The sequence below is a fragment of the Wolbachia endosymbiont (group B) of Camptogramma bilineatum genome (assembly GCF_947251825.1).
Lineage (GTDB): Bacteria > Pseudomonadota > Alphaproteobacteria > Rickettsiales > Anaplasmataceae > Wolbachia.
The window spans coordinates 965,101-989,972 of record NZ_OX366391.1 but is presented as its reverse complement, the minus strand read 5'-3'; the positions used below and the strand labels follow the sequence as shown (position 1 = coordinate 989,972).

Sequence of the window (24,872 nt, the reverse complement as noted above, 5' to 3'; positions counted from 1 at the left end):
CTGTGGACCTCGGTTCAATCATTGAAAAATGGTATGATTGGCTAAAGTACAACAGGTCTTACTCACCAAACACTTTGGAGTCATACATGAGGGACCTAAAAGATCTTATAAATTTCCTAAATACTCACATTGGTGAAGAAGTAAATGTTGGCTCTTTAGAAAAATTAAGCATACCTGAACTGAGAAGTTGGTTTACCTCTCGTTATGCAAGAGGTGTAAATGCGAGATCTAACACTCGCGCATTGTCAGTAATCAGAAATTTTTTCAAATATATAAAAAACAATTATGAAATAAATAATGAAGCGGTATTTTCTTTATCAAGGCCAATTCAGAGAAGAACTCTACCTAAAGCACTTTCAATATCTAACATAGAAACTCTATTGAAAGAAATGAAATTGCCTGATCTAGGCGAGCCTTGGGTGGTAAAAAGAGAAATTGCAATTGTCGTTCTGCTATATGGTACGGGCTTAAGAATCACTGAAGCACTGAATCTTAAGGTTAGTGATATTAGCAATGAAAGTTTAATAGTAACAGGTAAGGGAGATAAACAAAGGCAGGTATTTATTCTTCCAGTAGTAAAAAAGTGTATACAAAAATATATAAAAGCTTGTCCCCACTTTACGAAGCGGGACATCTTTTTGTGGGGGTAAGAGGAAAAAAAAAATTGGGAAGAACTTATGTTGCTAATCGTTTGCAAAAAATAAGAAGATTTTTAAACTTACCAGAAATTTTATCTCCACATGCATTTCGCCATAGTTTTGCTACTCATTTGCTTCAGGAAGATATTGACATAAGATCAATACAACAGCTGCTTGGCCACTCAAGCCTTGAAACTACTCAAGTTTACACTCACCTAAATTATCAAGATGTCTTCAATATGTATAAAAACTTTCAGAAGAGTTTGAATAAAAAATCGAAATCTTAACTTCGTCTTAAATCGATAATATTGCCGAACTGAGTGCTTGCAACATCATTCAGTACTGTACCTGCTTTATATAAGCAATAGTGACCAGCAGAGAAGAAAGCAAAAACGTTTTGCAAAAGGTTATGAATGAAAGAGAATAGACAGCAGAATTTAAATTAGAAGCTATGTAAAGAAACAAGTCAAGCAAATAGCAAAAGATCTGGGACCGTACACCTAGGCACTCAATTTTAATTTTTCACTCAAAACCAAGTTTACGACATCAGGGCTGGCTTTTCCTTTGGTGGATTTCATGACTTCACCAACAAAGAACCCATACAATCTTGTTTTACCACTCTTGTATTCTTGAACTTTATCTTGGTTGTTATTGATGATTTTATCTATTATCTCTGAGATTTGACATTTGTCAGTTATTTGTTTGAGATCTTGCTCTTTTATAATAAGGGATGCAAGTTTTCCAGTTTCAAACATAATATCAAAAACTTGTTTACCAAGTTTAGCAGAGATCGTTCCATCAATGATAAAGTCTAGGAGCTCGGACAAAGTATCTGCTTTAACTGGAGAGCTTACAATATCAATATTTGCTTTATTTAAACGACCGAAAAGCTCGACGGTTAACCAGGTAACTGCAATCTTTGAATCATGCTTTTTTACCAATTTTTCAAAATAATCGGCAATTTCTTTATCAGAAGTGATAACGTCTGCATCATATTCATTGATACCTAATTCCTCTATGTATCGAAGTTTTTTTTGATCTGGCAACTCGGGTAAAGATGATTTAATAGAATCAATTTTGTCTTGGCTTATTTCAACAGGTAGCAAATCAGGTTCAGGGAAATATCTGTAGTCACTTGAATCTTCTTTGCTTCTCATCACTTTTGTTTTTCCTAAAGTGACATCAAACAATAAGGTATCTTGATTTATTTCTCCTCCGTTTTCCAAAATTTTGATTTGCCTTTGTGTTTCATAATCTATAGCTTGTACAATATAACGTATTGAATTTAAGTTTTTTATTTCACAGCGAGTGCCAAATGCGCTACTACCCTTTGGGCGAACAGAAACATTTGCATCACAGCGAAGCGACCCCTTTTCCATATCACCATCACATGAACCGATGTAACGCAAAATCTGCCTCAATTTTTTCATGAATTCTGCAGCTTCTGCAGATGAACGAAGATCTGGCTCTGAAACAATTTCCATTAAAGCAACACCTGCACGATTTAAATCTATGTAAGTTTTGCTTTCTTCATGAATACTCTTTCCTGCATCTTGCTCTAAGTGAATTCTTGCGATTCTTATTTCTTTTTCATTATTATTGATAAAAACTTTGCCATTTTTAACTATTGGCTCAAAGAACTGGGTTATTTGATAACCTTGTGGTAAATCGGGATAAAAATAATTTTTCCGGTCAAAGTAAGAGCATTTATTAATTTCTGCAGAAATTGCAAGTCCGGTGCATATTGCTTGCTCTATGCAGCTATAATTTAATACTGGTAGTGTACCTGGCATTGCTGCATCAACTAGAGAAACTTGAGTATTGTGCTCAGTGCCAAATTCCGTTAGTGAACTAGAAAATAGCTTTGTCTTAGAAGAAACCTGAGCGTGTACCTCAAGTCCAATTACTGTCTCCCAGTTTTCTTTTGTCATGTATTTTATTCAATTAATAACTTTATATTCTGCAAACTAGCACAAAAAGTCAAATAAAACTCATTTAACCTATGATCCAAGAGCGGTGTATATCAATAATATAAGAGTTACTACAGTTTCTATTGACTAGGCTGTTATATAATAAAGTTAAGTGCTGCCAAAAAATATCTATAGTAGGCCAAAACATAATTTTGATGGCAACTGATTAGCTAACAAATTTATAAACATCAGTATATAGTTCATCAATGACTGGCTCTTTACTATTTTTAGCAAAATCTTCTGACTTTTTTACTAAATCTCGTATTTCCTTATCAATAGCTTTGCATTCTTCATCAGAAGCGATTTTATTGTCTGTTATATACTGCTTTAAGGTGCTTATAGGATCATGATTTTGCTTCATATCTTCAACTTCTTCTTTCGAGCGATAAGTAGCAGGATCTGACATCGAATGGCCACGATATCTATATGTCTTCATTTCAAGCAAGAGAGGTCCTTTTCCCCCACGTACGTGCTCAGCTATTTCACTTGTTACCTCATAGACAGAGAAAAAATCCATTCCATCAACTTGTTTCCCAGGAATACCAAAACTCTCTCCTCTTTTATATAGTTCAGTTACTAAAGTTGATCTTTGCACAGAAGTTCCCATTGCGTATTCGTTATTTTCTATGATATAAACCACAGGTAACTTCCACAAAGATGCCATATTAAATGATTCATATACTTGTCCTTGATTTGCAGCACCGTCACCAAAATATGTGAATACAACGTTATCTTTTTTCTTGTATTTATTAGCAAATGCTATTCCTGTACCAATTGGGACTTGTGCACCTACTATTCCATGTCCACCAAAGAAATTTTTTTCAACATCAAATATGTGCATGGAGCCACCTTTGCCTTTTGAACACCCTGTTTCTTTGCCGGTTAGTTCTGCCATCACAACATTCGGATCAGAATTACATGCAAGCATTAAGCCATGGTCTCTATAGCTTGTGATAAAAGCATCACCAGATTTTGATGCAGCTTGAGTCCCAACTGCAACTGCTTCTTGCCCTATTGATAAGTGACAGAATCCGCCTATTAATCCCATTCCGTATAATTGTCCTGCTTTTTCCTCAAATCTGCGTATGAGAAGCATTTTTCTGTAGAATCCAATCACCTGTTCTTTAGTGAAATTTTCTGCTTTCATATTGACTTTCTTTTATTAAATTGAGATCATACCAGAAATTTTTAACATTTTATAATACTATCTATATGGACTACTATCACTGGCTTGAAGCTTTTCACGTTATCTCTGTAATTATGTGGGTGGCAGGTATGCTCTATTTGCCAAGGCTTTATGTTTACCATGCATCTGTAAAACCAGGGTCAGAAAATGACAGCTTACTTCAAATAATGGAGAAGAGACTCCTTAGATATATCATAAACCCTGCAATGCTTTTCTCCCTTAGTTTTGGAATTATGCTAATGATTATTAGGGAAGCATATCGCGAAGGGTGGTTTCATATAAAAGCGCTAGCATTATTCTTAATGTTTGCTATTCATGGCCTACTTGCAAAGCATAGGAAAAATTTTGCAGTGGGCTTGAATAAGAAAACTCACGTTTATTTTCGTGTTTTAAACGAAGCAGTAACAGTGTTAATAATAATTATAGTTATTATGGTTATTGTAAAACCTTTTTGATTTTCTAGCCTAATGCTGAACCATTGAATGGAGTATAAGAATTGTTACTAAATAGTTTATTCTGATGTTCCGTAGTCTAAGTAAAGTACTTAAGGTATAGATTCTTTGTTTTTGTGTGTTATCCTGGTTAACAAGAATTCGCAGTAGTATTATAATGAGTAAGTTAAAAAAGCTTAGTGCTGGACTTTCTTTGACAGGCCTGATTGGTAGTGATGATATAGATATGCAAAGGGCAGGAAATAGAAAGAAGAAATATCAATTTTTGGATAAGACGTTCGCATGGATTGATGCGATGATAAATTTTATTTTTAAACGTGAGAGTAATAACGTAAATGAAGTCCTAAAAGTCACATGGGGACCACTATTTTTTGGTTTAGTGGTGATATTCATCTTTTTTGGAATAGGTGGTATTTGGTCAGCTATAGCTCCAATTGACGGAGCAGTGCATGCAAGTGGAGAAGTTATTGTCTCTTCAAATAGAAAAATAGTGCAACACTTGGGTGGGGGAATAATAAGCAAAATTTTAGTAAAAGAAGGTCAAACAGTTAAAAAAGATGAGCCTTTAGTTTTATTAAGTGATGTTAACGAAAAGGCAAATTTGAGTATAATTAAAGAAAAACTCTTATCATTTTTGGCAACTGAAGCAAGACTTATTGCAATTAGGGGAGACTTAGATACGCTAGAATTTTCTGATGAGGTTAAAAGATTATCTAACGATGAACTTGTAAATAAAGCGATAAAGAATCAGGTAAAGTTGTTCAACTCTCAGAGAAAGAGTATATTAGGAAAAACTGACATACTGCAACAACGTATAAAGCAGTTAAATGATGAATTAGCAGGGCTAAATTTTCAACTAAATGCAGCCCATAAGCAATATGACTTGATAACTGAGGAGTTAGAAACAAAAAGACAATTACTTGATAGTGGCCATATAAGCAAACCACACATTTTAGCTTTAGAAAAACAGTTTGCTGAAATTGAGGGTAGAGTTGGACATTACCGTTCTGCAATATCTCAAGTACAGCAAAAGATTGGAGAAAATGAGTTAGAGATTATAAATGTGAAGAATGATGCTCAAGAAAGAGCAAATGCTGAGCTTAAGGAAGTTAATACATCTATTGCAGACTTAAAAGAGAGGCTGATGGTTGCTGAAGATTCGTTAGCACGTACAATAATTAAATCACCTCAAGATGGTATAGTTACAGATATAAGATACCACACTGAAGGTGGTGTTATACAATCTGGAGTTCCAATCATGAGTATAGTACCATCAGATGATGATCTAATAATAGATGCTAAAGTTCTAACCAGAAACATAGAAGAGATACTGTCAGCAAAAAAGAAAGATAGCAATATAGTCTCTATCGACGGACTAGAAGGGCTGAAAGTTAAAGTAAGGCTGAGCGCTTATAGTGCACGTCGCTTAAGTTTAATTAACGGTATAGTAAACCATATTTCCCCTGATGCTCTTGATGATCCAAGGATGGGGCGTTATTATTCAGTGCGAGTGGTGATACCAAAATCAGAACTTGCTCAATTTAAAAACGTATACCTATATCCTGGCATGCCAGTAGAAGTATATATAGTTACTCAATCCCGCACTCTTTTATCGTTCTTGTTTACACCTATAATTGCAACATTCGATAGATCTTTCATAGAGAGATAATTTATTTTGCTTTTCTAAAAAATTTGTTTACAGAGTTTGATATGCAAAAAAAATTACACACAAGTAGTGTATTATTTTATAATTATTTTCTATAATATGTAAATCTTTGATTTAAGATGCAAATGCTAACGTAAACATTAAAGGTTAATTAGTAAACTCAGCTGTATAATAGAATTAAAGGAATTAGTAAGATTTTTACCTCAATGAATTATAAATAGGCAAACTTACCTAAAGTTTAATAGTGTCTGTTACTGCTTTTAGATGTGAGGCTAGAGGGTTATTAGCAATAACAGACACTATTAAACTTATTATAGAACTTCCTTAAAGTAAATACTTAACTTAAAATATTATAATATTTTAACTTAAAATAGATTCATGTAAATGCTTTTTCCTCAAGTTAGTATCGTATTAGTATATTTATTAAATGCTAAAAAAACATTAATCATCATTTACTTTTGATTCAATATTTAGCAAAACACTTGTGTACATTCTATAATCTCTGTTTGCATAGTAAGTGTATATATATTATTATACAGTTAGTTTTACAGCAAAAAATATGGTGAAGTTATTTGCATTATTGATAATGTTTTACTCAAACATATCAATTGCTTCTGCTCCTACTTCTTGGCAATTTGGATTTCCTGCGCCTGCAACTGAGATAATGGAGGTTGTAGTTAAGTCACATTCGTTTGTGATGATTGTAATGATTGCAATTATGCTTTTTGTATGGGCCCTGCTTGCTTATGTAGTATTTCGCTTTCGTAAGGGCAAAGTGAAAAATGTCAGTAAAATAACTCATAATATCTTTGTAGAAATTATCTGGTTTGTTATACCAACGATTATTGTTGGGGTATTGGCTTTTAAAAATGCTGAATTAATTAAACTACAGGAGAAAGTGCTAAAAGCTGACATAACACTAAAAGTTATTGGTCATCAATGGTATTGGAGTTACCAGTACCCAGAATATAAAGGTATTTCATTTGACAGCTATATAAAAGGAAAAGAAGACTTTACCGAAAGAGATTTAAAACTATTCTCTGTTGATAATAACGTTATTTTACCTATCAATACTAATATTCGTTTACAAGTGACAGCAGGAGATGTAATACATAGCTGGGGAATACCGGCTTTTGGTATAAAAATTGATGCAATACCAGGTAGGCTGAATGAAGCATGGTTTAACGTTACAAAGCCCGGTATTTATTATGGGCAATGTTATGAACTATGTGGTCAAGGTCATGGATTTATGCCAATTGTTGTTGAAGCAGTGAGTAAAGAAGATTTTAATAAGTGGATTGAAGATAAAAAATTAGTAAGTTAAGTTTGGAGTATAGATATGAGTGATGTACCAAAAGGTATAAGACGTTGGCTATTTTCTACTAATCACAAAGATATAGGGACACTATACATTATTTTTTCCATATTAGCTGGAATTATTGGTGGATTATTATCGGTAATTATTCGTACTCAGCTAATGCACATTAATATACTTAACAATAATTACCAGCTATATAACGTAATGATTACAGGGCATGCGGTAATAATGGTGTTTTTTATGATAATGCCAGCCTTAATGGGAGGATTTGGTAATTGGTTCGTACCTCTCATGATTGGTGCACCAGATATGGCATTTCCTCGTATGAATAATTTAAGTTTTTGGTTGTTAGTTTCATCTTTTATTTTGCTTATCCTCTCGGTATTTGCTGGCGAAGGTCCTGGAACAGGATGGACTTTATACCCACCTCTATCGCAAATCATGTCTCACCCAAGTGCAGGAGTTGATCTTGCTATACTTGCACTTCATGTTGCTGGTATGTCATCAATTGTTGGGGCGATCAACTTTATAGTCACTATATTCAATATGCGTGCAAAAGGTATGTCACTCACTAAAATGCCACTATTTGTTTGGTCTGTTTTACTAACGTCATTTATGTTAATTGTTGCCTTACCGGTACTTGCTGGTGCTATAACTATGCTGCTAACTGATCGCAATATTGGCACTTCCTTTTTTGATCCTGCTGGTGGCGGTGATCCTGTGTTATTTCAACACCTGTTTTGGTTTTTTGGTCATCCAGAAGTTTACATAATTATTTTTCCTGCATTTGGCATCATAAGTCAAGTCGTATCAACTTTTTCCCATAGGCCAGTATTTGGTTATATGGGAATGGTTTATGCCATGATAGGAATAGTAACGTTTGGCTTCATGGTTTGGGCTCACCATATGTTTACTGTTGGGCTTAGCGAGGATGCTGCTATATTTTTTAGCACTAGCACAATTTTCATTGGTGTTATAACTGGTGTAAAAGTCTTTAGTTGGATTGCAACTATGTGGGGTGGAGCGATTGAATTGAAGACACCAATGCTGTTTGCATTAGGTTTTATTTTCATGTTTGTTGGAGGTGGTATAACCGGAATAATTCTTTCTCACGGTGGAATAGATAAGCTTTTGCACGATACCTATTATGTCGTTGCTCACTTTCACTATGTCATGTCGCTTGCTGCATTATTTGGAGCTTTCGCCGGTTTTTATTATTGGATAGGCAAAATGTCAGGTAAGCAATATAACGAGTGTTTAGGAAAGATACACTTTTGGCTCACTTTTATTAGCACCAATGTCACTTTCTTACCCCAGCATTTCCTGGGATTAGCAGGTATGCCAAGGCGTATACCTGATTATCCCGACGCGTTTATCCCTTGGAATTATATATCCTCAATTGGCTCATATATGTCCTTTCTTTCAGTTATGTTTTTTGTATTTATAGTTATACATCTCTTTAAGTGGGGCAAAAAAACTGGAGATAATCCTTGGGAAGGTGACACTTTAGAATGGACGGTATCTTCACCACCGCCTTTTCATACTTTTGAAAAACCACCAGTGATAAAATAGAATGTACACAAGTGTTTTGCTAAATGTTGAATCAACAATACTGGATTTTTGGCATTTGCTGAAGCCAAGGATAATGTACCTTGTAGTGTTTACTGCAATTGCTGGAATGGTTGCTGCACCAGGTAGCATTCATCCTTTCCTTGCACTAATATCTCTTATGTGCATTGCTCTTGGTTCAGGATCTGCAGGTGCAATAAATATGTGGTATGACAGAGATATAGACTTGCTTATGGAGAGAACAAAAAACCGCCCTATACCTTCAGGTAGAGTTTCTGCAGAAAGCGCGCTTGAATTTGGCATAACTCTTGGAATATTGTCAGTATTTATCATGGCAATAGCAGTGAACTATGTTTCTGCTGCTTTGCTTGCAATTAGCATATTATTTTATGTTTTTGTGTATACAATTTGGCTCAAAAGGCGTACTCCGCAGAATATTGTTATTGGTGGTGCAGCAGGTGCTTTTCCTCCAATGATTGGCTGGGCGGTTGTAACTGATTCTGTAAGCTGGGAAAGTTGTATTCTATTTTTAATAATTTTTATGTGGACTCCACCACATTTTTGGGCTCTATCTTTAAATAGATCTGAAGATTATACAAAAGCATCGATTCCAATGTTCAATATCGTTTATGGTCCAGAAAAAACGAGGAAATATATATTAATCTATAGCGTGTTACTCGTATTAACTAGCTTACTTCCAGCACTATTTTTGAAAAAGGCTCTATTTTACCTCAGTATGGCAATTATTGAAGGGTGTGTTTTTATTTGGTTTGCTGCATCCGTTATAAGGCTTAAAAGTCATAGCTCGCAGAAAAAAATGTTTTCTTATTCGATTTCTTATCTATTTTCTCTGTTTGCCAGCGTTATTTACTGCTCTATTGATTTATTTTAACCATGAAAGAACATAAAAACTATCTTTTACTTTCTCTTCTAATAATGCTCGTTGTAGCACTTTTTTTTATTTCCATAATAAAATTTAAAGGTGCGGCTTAAATTGCCTCTATATCTATAAAAATTGTGATTTTATAGAAGCAACGATATACTTTATTAATTCACTACAGTTAAAGATGAAGAAAAAGGAAGTGACAATATACACAGATGGAGCATGCTCTGGTAACCCAGGGACAGGAGGGTGGGCAACAATCATATTATTTCAAAATCATATAAAGAACATCTGTGGTAGAGAAGAAAATACTACAAATAATAAAATGGAGTTAACAGCAGTGATCAATGGACTGAAGGTATTAAAATTTCCTTGTAATATCAGTTTGTATACGGATAGCCTCTATATTAAATACGGTATAACAGAATGGATAAATAAGTGGAAAATGAACGGCTGGAAGACAAGTAATAAGAAGTCAGTAAAAAATATAGAATTATGGAAAGAATTAGACGATGTTGCTTTGCAACATGAGATTAACTGGAAGTGGGTGAAAGCGCATAATGGTGATAAATACAATGAAGAAGCCGACAGCTTAGCAAGAAAAGCAATAATCGATGCTTAAAAAAATAGCTCTATCATTTTCTATAATTTTATTATTTATATTCTGCTTCTTTATCCCTTTTAAAGGGGAAGGTCCTTTAGAAATCAATATTAGTTATATTGATTTTTATATAAAGAAAAAAATATTAAAGATATTTACCAATTCGGATGTCAGCATGGAGAGTACCTCGGTTATTTGGCAGAAAGATGGCAAGCTAGTCATTACAGATTTAAAAATAACAAATCCTGACTTTACCATAGAAGTTCCTGAGCTTTTCGTACACTTTAAGTTAAGTTCCAAAAAGTTCTCTCAGGTTTTAGCTGGTAATGTACACATATATATCAAGAAGGAAGAGACCAGAGGAATAACAACATCTGTAATGACAGATAAGATGAGTAGTACAAAAAATCTGCTGAAGACAATAAGAAAAATTTTTTTCTACTTAAATGCAGACTCAAGGATTGAAATTACTAACATTGCTGTCAATAAAAGCACGGAAGGTGAGTTTTTCATCGATAAAGTATATGCAGGGAAGGGGGAAGATTTCAATGTTTTGGATATTCGTGTTCATACAAAAGATAAAAAGGGGATTCTAGATGATTTATCTATTATGATAAAAAATCGCAATAATTTGTTAAATTTGTATGGAACATTTTATAACCTAAAGTTGGGGCTATTTAACGAGTTTTCCACACTAGTTAAAAGTTACAATTTGGACAAAGAAATAGGGTTCAAAGGGAACTTCTCAATGAGGATTAATGGAAAGGATGAAGTTATGGATGGAAACATATACGTGTTAAATACAGAGAGTCACTCAGGTAAAAACTTAGCCTTGACTAATGTAAATGTAAATTTGACATATAGTGATGAAATCATTAGCGTAAAAAACTTTCATTTTAAGTTAAATGATACTTACCTTTCTTTGATTGGCAAAATGAACTTTGGCACAAATCATGCTTTGCTTAGAGTTAATATTAGTAAACTTGTTGCAAAAGATTTATGTACTTATGTACCAGATGGTGTAGTAAATAGTAAATTTAAAAGCTGGTATTGTAATAATATTGATGGGGATGTTCTAAATACCATTGTAAGTTTCAATGGCAAAATTAACAATTTGGTTAATGACGATCTATCAGACATTATAATTGTGGCTGATATAGAAAATTGCAGCGTTAAATTTGATGAAGATTTTGAACGAGTGGAGAAGTTGAACGGTGAGTTAACTCTCAAGGATAACAATCTCAAAATTATTGTAAATAGTGCCAAGTTCCAGAATTTCACTATCGATAGTAGTGATATTGAAATGAACTCTCTAAATAAGGAAGATTCAGTTCTTACCATTAACGGTCAGGCTGTAAGTGATGCTTATGGGTTATATGAGCCTATAAGATTTAAGCTGGATGATGTGGTAAAACTTGAAAGAGATAAAGTAGGTGGAATAGCAAAGTCTGTATTCAATTTTCGTATTTTTAATCTAAACTCTAGTGATAAAAAAGTAGATTTTTCGGCCAAATTTCATTCTGAAATTGATAATTTGGTGGTGTATAATGGAAGTTTTGGTAAGTATGATATTAAGCTCGATTTTGGGAGTGACTTTATAGATTTAAATGGTAGTGGTATGGTGAATAATACACAGCTTCTATTTGACCTCAAAAGTAGCAATAAAAATGAAAATTTTGCCTGGAATTTGACTGGAGATTTGCCTGCTCAAATACTTAATTTCGGTGATGGTTACATCAATGCAAATATAGAATCAGTGGTATATCAAGATAAGACGGGATATATTAATGGTAATATAGATTTATCAGAGCTTGAGTCACGTTCAACCTACTTAGGGTGGAAAAACCATTTTGAAGATCACAATAAAGTTTTATTTTCTACAAGGCTAAAAGGAGTAGGTGAGTTGCTAATAGACAAACTAGACGTTGTAGGAAATGATCTAGACATAAAATTCAGCGGAAGAGTAGAAAATGGAAATCTATATTTAAATTCTAGCAACTTTAAATTACCTGATAATAATTTTAGTATAGAGATTGAGTCAGGTAAGGAGAAAAATGCCATAACTATTCATGGTGAGAAAATCAACTTAAGTGATGTTTTAGGTTTACTTGGCAAAGATAGTAATCGATTAAATAACAACATAGAAGTTACTATGAATGTTGACAATATAATTATGAAAGAAGGAATTATCATAAAAGATGCTAAGCTAAATGTAACTTGTGCTAAAGGTGATTGTAGTGGAAGTCAATTCACAGGACAGTTTTTAGAAGATAACAGTAATATACTAGTAGAATATAGTGAAATAGGGCTAGAAGTATATTCGGATAATTCAGGTATGCTTTTACGTTCTTTCGGTGTTGGTAAGTCAATTAAAAACGGCAAATTATCTCTTTATCTATCTTCTAAGAGAGAAAATGGAGAACATTATGGTATGTTATCTATCAACAATTTCTATATCAAAGATGCTCCACTACTTACTACTTTATTATCAATGTCCTCACTTCCTGGTATTGTAAATGCTATAAAGAACGAAGGTGTGCATTTTTATAAGTGTAATGCACCTTTTTCATATAAAGATGGCACTATTGAAATTGAGGAAACTTGGCTCGAAGGAGCGGAACTAGGCATTAGCACTAGTGGTACACTCGATATTAAGGGTTATAAATTCCAGGTTGAAGGACAAGTAATACCAGCATATTCAATTAACAAATCTTTGTTGAAAATCCCTATAATCGGAAAACTTCTGACTGGTGGGAAGAGTAGGGGGATTATTTCAATAGACTACAAAGCAAATGGTGATGATAAAAACAACAACGTATCTGTTAATCCTATCTCTTCGCTAACCCCAAGCTTACTTAAGAGGTTATTAGGAGTATTTGATCGTATTATGACAAAAACTAATAAAAGCATTTTAAAAGGTAGTTTGAAGAAGAAATTTAGCTCAATATGACCAGAAGAAAAGTTATTTATTGATGTTTAGTTAGATGGTAAACGTTAGATACAACAAACAGAGGAAGTTAGATAAAATAATTAAGGGAACAAGAATATAAAGGTTTAACTTGAAGTAACCGGATAAAATCTGAGTCACACTTCCAAGTGCTGGTACCCACGAAAGCAATGCAACTGCACAAATCAGTGGGTGCCTTACAATTTTTGGTGTTTTGTCTTCATTCTCTAATTTGTGATGTGATCTTCTGATAAAAATTGTTATTCTACCTAAATACCAGTTAGCTATTCCACCAAGACTGGATCCTAATACTCCAAAAAGTAATATAAGTAGTTGATCGTAGTTTGACCTAAAGCATAACATAGTGTAAAGTACAAAACCTTGATGTATGGGTAAGATAAGCGATGATACTAGGCTATCTATAAACAATAGGAGATAATTTTCCATACCAAGTTGTTGTACCATCTTCGTTGTCAGAAATTGTAACCCCCATTTGTTTCAATTGCTCTCTTATTTTGTCTGCAGTATCATAATCTTTATTTTGTTTTGCTACTTTTCTTAAGTCTATCAACCTTTCTATTTCTTGATGACTCACACCACTTGCAAACCACTCTTGATAACTTGACTCAAGAATACCAATGAACCTTGCGCTTTTAACAAACTTCTTAGTTAATTTGAGCCTCTCACATTCATTACTTGTCTTATTGATTTCTGTAGCCATTTCATGCAATATGGCTACAGCTTCAGGAATGTTTAAATCGTTTTTCAAAGCCTCTATAAAATCTTTAGAGACTTCTGCATCACTTTCCTCAATACATGTACTACGTAATAACCGATAAAACTTGTTTAAAGTTTCTTGCGATTCAGAGATAACATTTTCTGTCCAATCAAGTGGTTTTCTGTAGTGAGTTTTAAGCAGCGCATAACGTATTACTTCACCCTTTATTCCACTATCTAACAAATCCCTTACTTTGACTATATTAAATAAGGATTTGCTCATTTTCTCTTCATTTACCGTAAGAAACCCGTTGTGTACCCAATATTTTGCAAACGTTGACTCAGCAAATGCAGATTTACTCTGTGCAATTTCATTCTCATGATGAGGAAATTGCAAGTCTATACCCCCACCGTGAATGTCAAAATCTTTGCCAAGGTAAGCATATGACATTGCTGAACATTCTATATGCCACCCTGGTCTTCCCTCTCCCCATGGACTATTCCAGTGACTTGAAAGTTTATAGTCAGTTTCGTTTGCAGGTTTCCAAAGTACGAAGTCTCCTGGGTGTTTTTTATTTTCACCAACTTCAACTCTACTACCGTAGTTTAATTCATCAATTTTTTTTCCTGATAAAACGCCGTATTCAGGGTAAGATTCTACACAAAAATATACATGTTTATTGGATTCATAAGCATGACCAGCTTGCAGCAAAGACTCAATTAACTTGATAATGTTATCTATGTTTTCCGTTGCTTTTGGTTCATATGTTGGTTCTGCACAATTTATGCTTTCCATGTCTTCATGAAAAGTTTTAGTGTAATATTTGCTAATGCTTTCTATATTACTATTTTTCTCATTTGCTGCATTGATTATCTTGTCATCGATGTCGGTTATATTACGCACATAAGTAACTTTTCCATAACAAAATTTAAGCAGTCGAAATAATACATCGTAAACAACAATAGAACGTGCATTACCTATATGTGCTGTATCATATACTGTTGGCCCACAAACGTACATTTTTATATGATCTTTATCGATCGGTGTAAAGGGCTCTTTTTTTTTGTTAAAGTGTTGTAAAGCTTAACCATATAAAAAGCTTTTTAGAAAAGAAAATGCTCCAAATATAAGCTGTGGTCCTTTAACTATTACGACAAGAGTAAGTAATAACCCACACAATGATACTAATACTCCCATTATAGAGAGAAATCCATCTTTGCTCATGATACCCAGTGAAATGAGAGTTGTACCAATTGCAGGAATGAAGTTAGTTAAAGGAAGTGGGATTGCTATCGATAATGCACAAAGCAGCATTATAAATGCTAAAATATTTTCACCAGGACCACGAAAAATGAAAGACATTCTTGGTTTCATGAACTTTTCTATTTTTTTTAATGTAGGTGAAGTTTTCTCTACCACGAGAGCTAGTGTTGAACGTTGAAAAGATTTCCTTTCTAGCCAATTAGGCATCCAAGGAGAATCAAACCCAAATAGAAGCTGCAGTGAAAATAAGATTAAAGGTATAGAAAGAATGGTTGTATAGCCAGGTGGAACAGGTATAGGTACTGATAGCGGTAAAGAGAAGATGATTATTAAAATACCAAAACCACGCTCATGTAAAGCTGTTTTAATATCAAATAATGTTACTTTATCATTATCGTTATTATTAGTATCTGCAACCTCTTTTAGAATATCAGAGGCCAATTTTTTATCTTTAGTCAATTTCACACTTTTTTCCACAGTTACCCTTTAATAACAATATAACTTCTAACTAACATAGTTATTGCTATATTTCAATATAGATTATTCATTTCATTCTGTACTTCATTCTTTTATTAAAGTGTTTTAAAGCTTTTAAGTTATAAGGCTTTTAAGAAGAGAAAGTGTTCCGGCTATAAGTTTTGGTCCTTTAACTATTACAATAAGGGTAACCAATAACGCACAGAATGAAAATAACACTCCCAGCGTAGATAAAAATCCATCTTTACCCATAATGCCGAGTGAAATAAGAGTTATACCAATTGCAGGAAGGAAGTGAGTAAAAGGTAATGGAAGAGCTATTATTATTGCACAAAGCAACATCATAAAAGCTAGAATCTTTTCACCCGGACCAAGAAAAATAAAAGACATTCTTGGTTTCATGAACTTTTCTATTTTTTTTAATATAGGTGAAGTTTTCTCTACCACGAGAGCTAGTGTTGAACGTTGAAAAGATTTCCTTTCTAGCCAATTAGGCATCCAAGGAGAATCAAACCCAAATAGAAGCTGCAGTGAAAATAAGACTAAAGGTATAGAAAGAATGGTTGTATAGCCAGGTGGAACAGGTATAGGTACTGATAGCGGTAAAGAGAAGATGATTATTAAAATACCAAAACCGCGCTCATGTAAAGCTGTTTTGATGTCGAACAATGTTACTTTATCACTATCGTTGTTATTGGTATCTGCAACCTCTTTTAGAATATCAGAGGCCAATTTTTTATCTTTAGTCAATTTCTCACTTTCTTCCACGATTAACCTTTAATAACATTCTAACTAACATAATTATTACTGTACTTCAATCATACCTCTTCAATTCTTTAGCCTTGTTTAAACAAATGACACGCACTTTAGTGCGTGTCACGAAACATAAGGAAGCTAACGATCTGGTTCATTAGATGATAGTTTCTCTGAATCCTTAAGTTCTTGTTTAAGGTTTTTAATGCCTTTGCCTAAATCACCCATAACTTGTGGTAACCTACCTGCACCAAACAGAACTAAGATTATTATTAAGACTAGAAACAGCTGCCATGGACCTAAACTCATTTGTACCTCCGTTGAAAATATTAACTTTTAGGTATTAGAACTTGACTGAAGCCAAGTGATACATAAATTATATCACTTTTATTGAATTATAAATCAAGAGTTTTTAATTATCTTATAATAGTTTTAGCCTAACATTAAGTTTAGTTTAGCTGTAGAGTAAAAGGAAGCTCACTAAAAAATTTTGCTAACGTATCATCTTTAGGTCTGTGGTATATGTAGCTAGGAACTCCTGATTGAATAATTTTACCATTTTTTATCACGTAAATAAAATCTGCAACTTTCAACGCTTCTTGCGGATCATGAGTTACCATGAGTACAGGAATATTTTTGCTTCTAAAAAGTGACAATATATGGTGCCTTATTCGATATTTGAGCAGTATATCTAAATTAGAAAATGGTTCATCGAGCAAAATAACATCAGGATTTTGCGCCATTACTCTTGCTATTGCAACTAATTGTTGCTGTCCTCCTGATAAAGCATGAGGGTACATGTTTTCATATTTTTCTATATTAAATAGCTTTAAGATTTCCAATGCAGTAAGGTATTTTTCTTTCTTAGAAGTACTGCAAATAGCAAAAGTTATATTTTCTATTACTGTTTTATGAGGAAATAATGCAGAATGCTGAAAAATCAATCCGATATTTCTACGCTCTATAGCAATTGACACTTTGTTACTTGCAACTAATTTATCATTTATAACAATGGTTCCAGATTTTGGATTTTCTATTCCTGCGATTAATTTTAGAATTGTTGACTTGCCACAGCCAGAATGACCTAGTAAACAGGCAACACTCCCTTTCTTCACTTGAATGTTGATGTTGCTTAAAGCAAAGCCATCTTGATTGCTATAAAAGTAACTAATATTGTTAACTAGCATTAATCTTTCAATTGGAATCGTATTATTAAATATAACAGTATTACATTCAAGAAATACAGAAATATTTTTTATTATTGTGAATTAATTGTACAGGGTGCCTAGAAAAATGCGAGACTTTTTGCTATAATTTTGCATAAATAGCATAAGACATGGGACTATAGCTCAGTAGGATAGAGCGTTGGATTCCTAATCCGAAGGCCGTGCGTTCGAATCGCACTAGTCCCACTTAATTTTGATAAAGTGGTTTAACAATCAAGAAATTATAATTGGTTTAAAAAGTGATTCTAGGAGCTAGATTGCATGGTTTCTCAAACTTGAATTTACAGGTTCAACCTTATTTTCTCTCATTTCGCTGTAACTTGGAAGTGTAAAATTTTTTACATGTAATCCAGTTACCATTACAACTAAAATAGCTAGGACACTGCAAACTAATGCACCAGCTAAAGATGGAACCGTCACAGCAGCAGCAAAAAACAATCCTGCAATAACAACTCCAACAACATCACTCCTTAATGAGGCGTAAAAACTCTCCTTACTTTTTTTGTATTTAGTTTCTTTTTCATGTGGTGGAGAAAATTGAGCCTCTACAAAGCCGTTAGCTTTCTTATCATTATTTGGTGTGACAGTTGGGCCAGTCCTTGTTGATACAGGTGCTTCATTTTTGTTATTATTACCATTAGTACTAACTGGAGGCGCTGTTGCTACAGGTCTACTAATAACATTTCTATTACTATTGGATACACTATTTGTTTCTATGTGGAATGTTTCTTGTTCCTTATTTGTTGCTGATCCATGCGGCACAATTATTTCTCGATCATTTTGTATCAGTGCTGTCGCTGCTACAGAATTCTTTTCTGCAAAAGCAGTGCAGAATGCATCATCTTTTAATTGTTGGTATAATCTGTACAATTCATCTTCAGGATTTAACTTTGATTGCTCTGCATTAATATTTCGCAGTAGCGTGCCTAGAATCTCAGCATTACTGTTATCAGTATAATGAACAACAGAGCATAATATAGATTTGTCTTCTTCAATTTTGCTAACGTAATACCTTCCTTCTTGACCGATTGCATTGATGATGGTCATTCCATTTTGTAAGAGAAATTTTATAACGTTCAAATTTTGATCTTTAATTGCATATTCTAGTACAGCATTTTTTTTACATTTGCTCTGAAGATTAATTCCCTTCCTTTTTAACCTTTTTTGCAAATCTTCAAAACTAGTAACTGTGCTATCCTGTTTTGTAACCCTATCTATATCAAGACACAGATTCCTAATGTCATCATTATTTAGCGTGAGACCAGTGCTTGTATTACTGACATTGGACTCCGCTCCATCAGGTGTGTTTTGCTTCTTGTTTATTGCTGATCTAAGCAGTGCAATTATTACACAGCTTGAGAGATATTTATTGTGATCAGAATTGCTGAAATCGACTTTAAATTCAGAATCTATTTTAAGTTCTTTTCTAAGTGATAATTTTTTCTCTTCAATTATTTCTAAAAGATTTCTTATGCCATCTTCTGGTACGCCTTTCATATACTTTAAAAGTAACCTAACTTTTGTTAGTTCACCATCTATAGAGGCATGACTCAAAGCCTGAACTTTCTCTTCTCCAGTAAATCTTTTGTTATTCAAGAGTATCTTCATAACTTCAGTGCTCTCATTGTGAGGAGCTGTGTTAAGAACCTCTAGTATTTCCGTATGATCTATGTAATCTAAAAATATCTCAAACTCTTGAACTTTACCTTCATTAACGGCGGTCAACAAAGCATTCGATTTTCTTTCTTGATCAAATTTATCGCTATCCAAAAATATCTTTATAACGTTAGGTTTTTCACCTGACACAGCGTAATCTAATACAGTTTTAGAAGTAGTATCTCCAATATCAATTTTAATATTTGACTTTGCGAGCAATTCAACAATTTTTAGAAATGTATCATAATCATTTAAAATACTGCTTTTCCCTGAGCGGAGAATATCCATAAACAAATCACAAACTTTGCATCTGTTGGCCCACTTTGTTTTAGCTTCTCACCAAATTCCTGAGCAGCTATATTAGGATTATCAGTTACAAATTTCTTTACATCTTCATAAGTTAAATTACCGATCATATTCAAATCTTACTATTATTGCTATACGCTTATTATATCAACTTTTTCATTATTCAGTCAAGTAATCTTGCAGTATCAAATGGCATGATATATATTGATTTATGATTCTCGAGCAAATGATAGAAGATTTAGCCTATAAGTTAGTGAAAGTAACCGAAGCTGCAGCACTTGCTGCATATAAATTGGCAGGCCTTGGTAATGAAAAAAAGGCCGATCAGGTTGCAGTTGATGCAATGCGTACGGTGCTAAACTCAATGGAAATAAATGGTACAATTGTGATTGGGGAAGGGGAGAGGGACGAAGCACCGATGCTATATATCGGAGAAAAAGTTGGCACAGGAAGTGGCCCTGAGATTGACATTGCTGTTGATCCACTTGAAGGCACTACGATTTGCGCTCATTATAAACAAGGGGCAATGTCTGTTCTTGCTGCAACAAAAAAAGGTGATTTTTTACATGCACCTGATGTTTATATGGAAAAGATAGCAGTGGGAAAAAATCTCCCAGAGGGTGTAGTCTCACTAAAAAATAGGATTGAGAAGAATCTGGACAATTTAGCCAAGGCAAAAGGATGTAAAGCAAGTGATCTTATAGTAACTGTACTTAAACGTGAAAGACATGATGAATTAATAGCAAAAATTAGGAAGCTAGGAGCAAAAGTGAAATTAATAGATGATGGTGATGTTGCAGCCATAGTTTCGCTAATAAATGGCAATCACGATATGTATATCGGCACAGGAGGAGCTCCAGAAGGAGTGCTTGCAGCAGCAGCGCTAAGCTCAATCGGTGGGCAGATAGAAGGAAGATTAATATTTGACACGGATCAATTAAAAGAAAGAGCAAAAAATTTGAATATCACTGACCCAGAAAAAATCTACACCGTGAAAGACATGGCAAGAAGTGAATCAGTGTTCATTGCAACTGGAGTAACAAATGGAGAGTTTGTGGATGGAGTAAAGTTTGGCCAAGATATTTGTCTGACTAATTCATTAATAATATTGCCTGGTAAAGTAATAAAAATACAAACAAAATCAATATCTTAAACATTTGTTATATGCTAATTATAAAATTTTATAGAAGGAAGATACTTATAATTGTCTTAAAAAAATGAATTTACATATTAATTTTAGCTTTACAACATTTGGCATTAAGTTATAGTTAAATAGTAATACTAAGAGGTGCTTAATGTTTAGTTCACTAACTAATTTTTTTACGAATACGTCTAAAAAGAAAAGTTCTCAATCTGAAGAAAATAATCATTCTTTCTCTAACAGCACAGAAAGTTTATTAGTCCAATCTACTAAAAAAAATCCTCAACTTGATGATCAAAGTAGAACTGACGCATCTCCTCAAACAAATCTTCAATTTAGTGAGGATGATGTAAAAAACGTGCTCCAAGACTTCGAAAAATTGGATTATAATGATAGTAAGTGTTTTAACAAAATAGCAGAGAAGTATAAAAAAGAGAGAGACCTTTTTGACTATGTAGTGTTAAGCAAGCAAAAGGAGATAATCAATATATTAGATAATAAGCTTCCTGATCTCAAAAGACAAGAAGAGTTTAGAAAAAGATTGGGTGAGTATATTTATTCTAGGATTAAAGATGGAATGAGTTATGGAGAAAATCTCCAAAGTACACTTCAGTTTCTTAAAGGTAGGGCAGAAGAAGTATTATCAGATTTTAAAAATTTGAGATTCGATTTTAAGGATAATAAATGTGAAGACCCTAATGATTATGTAAATTATAATAGCGGCCGGCCGGCAGATCCATTTGATAAAATAGCAAATTATTATCGAAGAAAAAGGGATATTTTTCTTTTTAACTATGCGATATTGAGTCAGCAAAAAGAAATAATGAATATATTAGATAAGAAGTTTACTAATGAAGATCAGAAAAAGAATTTTGAAAATAGGTTAGGTATATATCTTATTCGAATTGAAGAAGGGATGAATGATGCAAAAGAATTTCTAAAAGAAGATGGTCTAGTAGGCTTTTTTGATGGACGTTATTGGCCAGGCGAAAATGCAGAAGTTAATCATTATGATAATCTTAGTGTAAATATTATTAAACCTGAAAAGAGTTTAGAAACAAGCCGTCTTTTCACTGACAAAATTGAAAGGATGGAAAGAAATAAAAATGAGGTGAAAAGAGCAAAAATATACAGCGATGGTAAACTAATTGTAACGATTGAAAAGAATGATAAGCAACAAAGAAATTACCGCTTTGCAAAAGATGCAACATGCGATATGAAAATTAGGTGGAGTGCAGAAGATGAGAAAGGTAATTCTGTTGACTGCTTTATTAGTTTAAATGCAAATCCTAGTAATATTGAGATTGGTCAGGTAACTATTAATGGTAAAGATGTTCAAGTAAGGGAAATTTTAGAATTAGCTAAGCAAAATAAGGATATGCTTATAGAAAATCAAGCTTTATATGAATTTTTAGAAGAATATCTGGAGAACGTATTATGTGAGGAGGAGAAGAATATACAACCACAGGGGAAAGAAGTTGTTACAACACCTAGCTCCATTCTCCATGACGTGGAACTAGATGAGATCAGCGAAGAGGAAGCCATAAAGAAAGGCTGGACTCCCGGGTACTTTGCTAGTTAGATGTATACTACACATTAAACCTAAAGTGCATTATATCGCCATCTTGCACGATATAATCTCTGCCTTCGAAGCGAATTTTCCCTGCATCTTTGCAAGCTAATTCGCTTCCATATTTTATATAGTCTTCAAAGCTTATGGTTTCTGCTTTTATAAAGCCCTTTTCAAAATCAGTGTGAATTACACCTGCTGCTTTGTCAGCTGTTGATCCTATCTTTATTGGCCATGCACGTGCTTCTTTGGGGCCCACAGTAAAAAAAGTTATCATACTTAGCACTTCATACATAATACGTGCTACTCCATCAAGTCCTGATTCTTGTAAGCCAAATTCTGATAAAAAATTCTGTTTTTCCTCTTCACTATCAAGATTTGCAATATCTGCTTCAAGTTTCGCTGAAATACAATAAAATTTGCTTTTATTTTCTTCCGCCATTTTTTCCACCCTTTTAGATAGTTCATTACCAGTTATGATATTCGTATCTTCAACATTGCATACATACATAACAGGCTTTGTTGTTAGCAATTGAAGCAACTTCATTTCATCTTCATCAATATGCTCTAAGCTTCTTGCAGGCTTGCCAAGTTTTAAAGTAGCTAAAACCTCTTGCATCAACTCAAGCTGCTTTTTTAGCTCTTTACCACCTTGCTTTGCTTTCTTTTCTAATTGAGGAAGCCTTTTTTCTATGCTATCAATATCAGCTAGAATTAATTCCATTTCCACTATTTCAGCATCTGATATTGGATCTATTTTACTGTTTACATGGCTGATATCGTCATCCGTAAAGCACCTGAGCAGATGAACAATGGCATCAACTTCTCTGATATGACTCAAAAATTTATTTCCTAGTCCTTCACCCTTGCTCGCACCCTTAACCAAGCCGGCAATATCGACAACTTCCAGTTGATTGTAGATTATTTTCCCTGAGTGAGCAATCGCGGCAATTTGTTTTAAACGCTGATCTCGTATTGGCACTTTGCCAACATTTGGCTTGATTGTGCAAAAAGGATAATTTGCAGCTTCAGCTGCACTTGACTCTGTAAGTGCATTAAATAAAGTTGATTTTCCTATATTTGGTAACCCAACTATACCACAGTTAAAGCTCATATTTGCTATTTAAAGCCTTAATTATTGCATAATTAAAAAATTTTTGCTATACCTAATTAGTTACTTATTAATAAGTTAGTTAATATAATAACATATAGCTTGAATTAAGGTAGAAATTATGGTTGGGCTTAGAAAACGGAAATTATCAAATGGTTTTGACAGTATTGAAAATGCTAAAGTACGCAAGACTTCAGAGAGTAATGTAGAAAAAGAACCTTCTAATAACCAAGTAGTTAAATATGATACTGCAGGTGATGGCAATTGCTTTTTTCATGCAGTGTTTGGTGATAACAGTTCTGGTACATATAAAGCTGAAAGAGCGCAAGATATGAGAATGGAATGGCACAAATTTTTAAGTCGATTTACGTCTTTAGATGATCCAAGTATGCCAGCTCCTTTAAAGGATCAGCTAGAAAAGGTTTTTAATATGTTTTTTTATAAGCCAGGGGATTTAACTGGCAAGTCTGATAAAATAAAGGGTCTGGTTAAGCAAACAAATAGGAAAATTAAAAATGCTGAAGGTAATGTGAAGAGGTTAGTAAGTAGAGCTGTTAGCAAATTTAATATATCGCATAATCAAGCTGTGCTTAATCTCAGTGAATATGCAGAGGCTCTTGATGGCATTGGTGAGAGTGAATATAATACCGAATATAACAGTGATTTTATTACACGCTCATTTCTTGACAAACCTGAACTCTATCAATCCTATCTAGAAGCAATAGAAAGTAAAAGTTATTTTCCTTTTATTGAAGAAATTCAATTATTAGCTTCTTTAGCTAACATTGAAATTAATGTCCATTGTAAAGTTAGCGGCAGAGAGAAACAACAAAAGTTTGAACCAAATCCTAAAATAATAAATGATGATCAACTAAATCAGATGTTTGATCGTGAGAGTTATAAATTAAATGACGAGTTATGGGGTAGTAAAGAGAGAGAAACAATATATCTTGAAGGAAATCATTACTCTAGGGCTAAAATTGTAACTCAAGAGTTAATAAAACAGAGCAGGAGCAAGACTTTCTATTAGCAAAACAACTTCATATAGATGAAATTTTGGAATATTGTGATCTTTCAAAGGATATCTCTGAGAGAGTAGAGATTGAGAGGGAGTTTGATGAGTTATTGGCAAAAAATGCTGATGGAAAAATTGGTGATGTTATAGGGCAGTGCATTAATGATGTACAGCAACGTATAAAATGCCTTGAGGAGCCAGTCTTATCAAGAAGGTGCAGTGTGGAAGAAGCACGTGTAGAAAAAACATTTTATCAACAACAAGTACCACAACCTGTAAGATAAGTCTTCATAGTCTATATACTTCTATAGGGGGCATTCTATAATAAAAGCCATGCTCATTTTTAACCACTGCTTAATAAGAATAAAGTCTTAGCAAAACAAACACAAGAACAATAGGATTTCTT

Annotated in this window: 21 protein-coding genes, 1 tRNA gene and 2 pseudogenes; 13 read left to right on the top strand and 11 right to left on the bottom strand. The window is 33.6% G+C overall.

What is annotated here, in order from left to right; translation table 11 throughout:
• Positions 1–2: 2 nt before the first annotated feature.
• Positions 3–925, top strand: a pseudogene (locus OPR44_RS05030) (tyrosine-type recombinase/integrase).
• Between the two features lie 213 nt (positions 926–1,138).
• Here the strand turns inward: OPR44_RS05030 and gatB are convergent.
• Together gatB and pdhA are read right to left on the bottom strand one after the other, a co-directional pair.
• The gene (gene gatB, locus OPR44_RS05020) at positions 1,139–2,569 is read right to left on the bottom strand and encodes an Asp-tRNA(Asn)/Glu-tRNA(Gln) amidotransferase subunit GatB (RefSeq protein WP_265014584.1); all 1,431 of its coding nucleotides are present in this window, start codon (positions 2,567–2,569) and stop codon (positions 1,139–1,141) included.
• Between the two features lie 205 nt (positions 2,570–2,774).
• Positions 2,775–3,755, bottom strand: coding sequence for a pyruvate dehydrogenase (acetyl-transferring) E1 component subunit alpha (pdhA, locus tag OPR44_RS05015; RefSeq protein ID WP_265014583.1), 981 nt, complete (start codon positions 3,753–3,755; stop codon positions 2,775–2,777).
• 65 nt (positions 3,756–3,820) lie between these two features.
• On the opposite strand from pdhA, the gene hemJ reads away from it, so the two are divergent.
• The 7 genes from hemJ to OPR44_RS04980 all read left to right on the top strand — a co-directional run bounded on the left by hemJ (position 3,821) and on the right by OPR44_RS04980 (position 13,233).
• The gene (hemJ, locus tag OPR44_RS05010; RefSeq protein WP_264374712.1) at positions 3,821–4,249 is read left to right on the top strand and encodes a protoporphyrinogen oxidase HemJ; all 429 of its coding nucleotides are present in this window, start codon (positions 3,821–3,823) and stop codon (positions 4,247–4,249) included.
• A gap of 154 nt (positions 4,250–4,403) precedes the next feature.
• Positions 4,404–5,915 carry an HlyD family type I secretion periplasmic adaptor subunit gene (locus OPR44_RS05005; RefSeq protein ID WP_265014582.1) on the top strand — a complete coding sequence of 504 codons (1,512 nt, stop codon included), beginning with the start codon at positions 4,404–4,406 and terminating at the stop codon, positions 5,913–5,915.
• 556 nt (positions 5,916–6,471) lie between these two features.
• Positions 6,472–7,236: a cytochrome c oxidase subunit II gene (gene coxB, locus OPR44_RS05000; protein ID WP_265014581.1), complete on the top strand. Its 765-nt coding sequence runs from the start codon at positions 6,472–6,474 to the stop codon at positions 7,234–7,236.
• A gap of 15 nt (positions 7,237–7,251) precedes the next feature.
• On the top strand, positions 7,252–8,802 hold the full coding sequence (gene ctaD, locus OPR44_RS04995) for a cytochrome c oxidase subunit I (RefSeq protein ID WP_265014580.1): 1,551 nt from the start codon (positions 7,252–7,254) through the stop codon (positions 8,800–8,802).
• A gap of 1 nt (position 8,803) precedes the next feature.
• Positions 8,804–9,691 (top strand): heme o synthase, encoded by an 888-nt coding sequence (locus OPR44_RS04990; protein WP_010401351.1) that lies wholly within the window; start codon positions 8,804–8,806, stop codon positions 9,689–9,691.
• 175 nt (positions 9,692–9,866) lie between these two features.
• The gene (gene rnhA / locus OPR44_RS04985; protein ID WP_265014579.1) at positions 9,867–10,304 is read left to right on the top strand and encodes a ribonuclease HI; all 438 of its coding nucleotides are present in this window, start codon (positions 9,867–9,869) and stop codon (positions 10,302–10,304) included.
• On the top strand, positions 10,297–13,233 hold the full coding sequence (locus OPR44_RS04980; RefSeq protein ID WP_265014578.1) for a DUF3971 domain-containing protein: 2,937 nt from the start codon (positions 10,297–10,299) through the stop codon (positions 13,231–13,233). The genes rnhA and OPR44_RS04980 overlap by 8 nt, the downstream gene beginning before the upstream one ends.
• 30 nt (positions 13,234–13,263) lie before the next feature.
• Here the strand turns inward: OPR44_RS04980 and OPR44_RS08690 are convergent, their stop codons facing one another.
• The 6 genes and pseudogenes from OPR44_RS08690 to OPR44_RS04955 all read right to left on the bottom strand — a co-directional run bounded on the left by OPR44_RS08690 (position 13,264) and on the right by OPR44_RS04955 (position 17,628).
• Complete coding sequence (locus OPR44_RS08690; protein WP_320157098.1) at positions 13,264–13,677, bottom strand: YqaA family protein; 414 nt, start codon at positions 13,675–13,677, stop codon at positions 13,264–13,266.
• Positions 13,646–15,039 (bottom strand): annotated as a pseudogene (gene cysS / locus OPR44_RS04975) (cysteine--tRNA ligase). Before cysS ends, OPR44_RS08690 begins: the two are co-directional and overlap by 32 nt.
• Positions 15,032–15,688, bottom strand: coding sequence for an exopolysaccharide biosynthesis protein (locus OPR44_RS04970; RefSeq protein ID WP_265014577.1), 657 nt, complete (start codon positions 15,686–15,688; stop codon positions 15,032–15,034). Before OPR44_RS04970 ends, cysS begins: the two are co-directional and overlap by 8 nt.
• A 114-nt stretch (positions 15,689–15,802) precedes the next feature.
• Complete coding sequence (locus tag OPR44_RS04965; protein WP_264374719.1) at positions 15,803–16,456, bottom strand: exopolysaccharide biosynthesis protein; 654 nt, start codon at positions 16,454–16,456, stop codon at positions 15,803–15,805.
• Positions 16,457–16,582: 126 nt separating this feature from the next.
• Entirely contained in the window at positions 16,583–16,750 is a 168-nt protein-coding gene (gene tatA / locus OPR44_RS04960) for a twin-arginine translocase TatA (RefSeq protein WP_006013840.1), read from the bottom strand.
• A 140-nt stretch (positions 16,751–16,890) separates the two neighbouring features.
• Entirely contained in the window at positions 16,891–17,628 is a 738-nt protein-coding gene (locus tag OPR44_RS04955) for an ABC transporter ATP-binding protein (protein WP_265014576.1), read from the bottom strand.
• Between the two features lie 151 nt (positions 17,629–17,779).
• Between OPR44_RS04955 and OPR44_RS04950 the strand changes: the two genes are divergently transcribed.
• A tRNA-Arg gene (locus OPR44_RS04950) sits at positions 17,780–17,853 on the top strand.
• A 66-nt stretch (positions 17,854–17,919) separates the two neighbouring features.
• Here OPR44_RS04950 and OPR44_RS04945 read toward each other — a convergent pair.
• Positions 17,920–19,611, bottom strand: coding sequence for an ankyrin repeat domain-containing protein (locus OPR44_RS04945; protein ID WP_265014575.1), 1,692 nt, complete (start codon positions 19,609–19,611; stop codon positions 17,920–17,922).
• Positions 19,575–19,739 (bottom strand): hypothetical protein, encoded by a 165-nt coding sequence (locus OPR44_RS04940; protein WP_265014574.1) that lies wholly within the window; start codon positions 19,737–19,739, stop codon positions 19,575–19,577. The genes OPR44_RS04945 and OPR44_RS04940 overlap by 37 nt, the downstream gene beginning before the upstream one ends.
• Positions 19,740–19,858: 119 nt before the next feature.
• Here OPR44_RS04940 and glpX point away from each other — a divergent pair, with 119 nt between their 5' ends.
• A complete protein-coding gene (gene glpX, locus OPR44_RS04935; protein ID WP_265015450.1) occupies positions 19,859–20,782 on the top strand; it encodes a class II fructose-bisphosphatase in 924 nt (307 codons plus the stop codon).
• 142 nt (positions 20,783–20,924) lie between these two features.
• A complete protein-coding gene (locus tag OPR44_RS04930) occupies positions 20,925–22,352 on the top strand; it encodes a hypothetical protein (protein ID WP_265014573.1) in 1,428 nt (475 codons plus the stop codon).
• A 7-nt stretch (positions 22,353–22,359) separates the two neighbouring features.
• Here the strand turns inward: OPR44_RS04930 and ychF are convergent, their stop codons facing one another.
• Complete coding sequence (gene ychF / locus OPR44_RS04925) at positions 22,360–23,454, bottom strand: redox-regulated ATPase YchF (RefSeq protein ID WP_265014572.1); 1,095 nt, start codon at positions 23,452–23,454, stop codon at positions 22,360–22,362.
• A gap of 118 nt (positions 23,455–23,572) precedes the next feature.
• Between ychF and OPR44_RS04920 the strand changes: the two genes are divergently transcribed.
• Together OPR44_RS04920 and OPR44_RS04915 are read left to right on the top strand one after the other, a co-directional pair.
• The gene (locus tag OPR44_RS04920) at positions 23,573–24,481 is read left to right on the top strand and encodes an OTU domain-containing protein (protein WP_265014571.1); all 909 of its coding nucleotides are present in this window, start codon (positions 23,573–23,575) and stop codon (positions 24,479–24,481) included.
• A 26-nt stretch (positions 24,482–24,507) separates the two neighbouring features.
• Positions 24,508–24,750, top strand: a complete 243-nt coding sequence (locus tag OPR44_RS04915) for a hypothetical protein (protein WP_265014570.1) — start codon at positions 24,508–24,510, stop codon at positions 24,748–24,750.
• The last annotated feature ends 122 nt before the right edge of the window (positions 24,751–24,872 follow it).

Bases quoted from the DNA above. Each gene is read 5' to 3' on its own strand.
- gatB (WP_265014584.1), bottom strand. From the start codon at position 2,569: ATGACAAAAGAAAACTGGGAGACAGTAATTGGACTTGAGGTACACGCT.
- pdhA (WP_265014583.1), bottom strand. From the start codon at position 3,755: ATGAAAGCAGAAAATTTCACTAAAGAACAGGTGATTGGATTCTACAGA.
- hemJ (WP_264374712.1), top strand. From the start codon at position 3,821: ATGGACTACTATCACTGGCTTGAAGCTTTTCACGTTATCTCTGTAATT.
- OPR44_RS05005 (WP_265014582.1), top strand. From the start codon at position 4,404: ATGAGTAAGTTAAAAAAGCTTAGTGCTGGACTTTCTTTGACAGGCCTG.
- coxB (WP_265014581.1), top strand. From the start codon at position 6,472: ATGGTGAAGTTATTTGCATTATTGATAATGTTTTACTCAAACATATCA.
- ctaD (WP_265014580.1), top strand. From the start codon at position 7,252: ATGAGTGATGTACCAAAAGGTATAAGACGTTGGCTATTTTCTACTAAT.
- OPR44_RS04990 (WP_010401351.1), top strand. From the start codon at position 8,804: ATGTACACAAGTGTTTTGCTAAATGTTGAATCAACAATACTGGATTTT.
- rnhA (WP_265014579.1), top strand. From the start codon at position 9,867: ATGAAGAAAAAGGAAGTGACAATATACACAGATGGAGCATGCTCTGGT.
- OPR44_RS04980 (WP_265014578.1), top strand. From the start codon at position 10,297: ATGCTTAAAAAAATAGCTCTATCATTTTCTATAATTTTATTATTTATA.
- OPR44_RS08690 (WP_320157098.1), bottom strand. From the start codon at position 13,677: ATGGAAAATTATCTCCTATTGTTTATAGATAGCCTAGTATCATCGCTT.
- tatA (WP_006013840.1), bottom strand. From the start codon at position 16,750: ATGAGTTTAGGTCCATGGCAGCTGTTTCTAGTCTTAATAATAATCTTA.
- OPR44_RS04955 (WP_265014576.1), bottom strand. From the start codon at position 17,628: ATGCTAGTTAACAATATTAGTTACTTTTATAGCAATCAAGATGGCTTT.
- OPR44_RS04945 (WP_265014575.1), bottom strand. From the start codon at position 19,611: ATGGATATTCTCCGCTCAGGGAAAAGCAGTATTTTAAATGATTATGAT.
- OPR44_RS04940 (WP_265014574.1), bottom strand. From the start codon at position 19,739: ATGATCGGTAATTTAACTTATGAAGATGTAAAGAAATTTGTAACTGAT.
- OPR44_RS04930 (WP_265014573.1), top strand. From the start codon at position 20,925: ATGTTTAGTTCACTAACTAATTTTTTTACGAATACGTCTAAAAAGAAA.
- ychF (WP_265014572.1), bottom strand. From the start codon at position 23,454: ATGAGCTTTAACTGTGGTATAGTTGGGTTACCAAATATAGGAAAATCA.
- OPR44_RS04920 (WP_265014571.1), top strand. From the start codon at position 23,573: ATGGTTGGGCTTAGAAAACGGAAATTATCAAATGGTTTTGACAGTATT.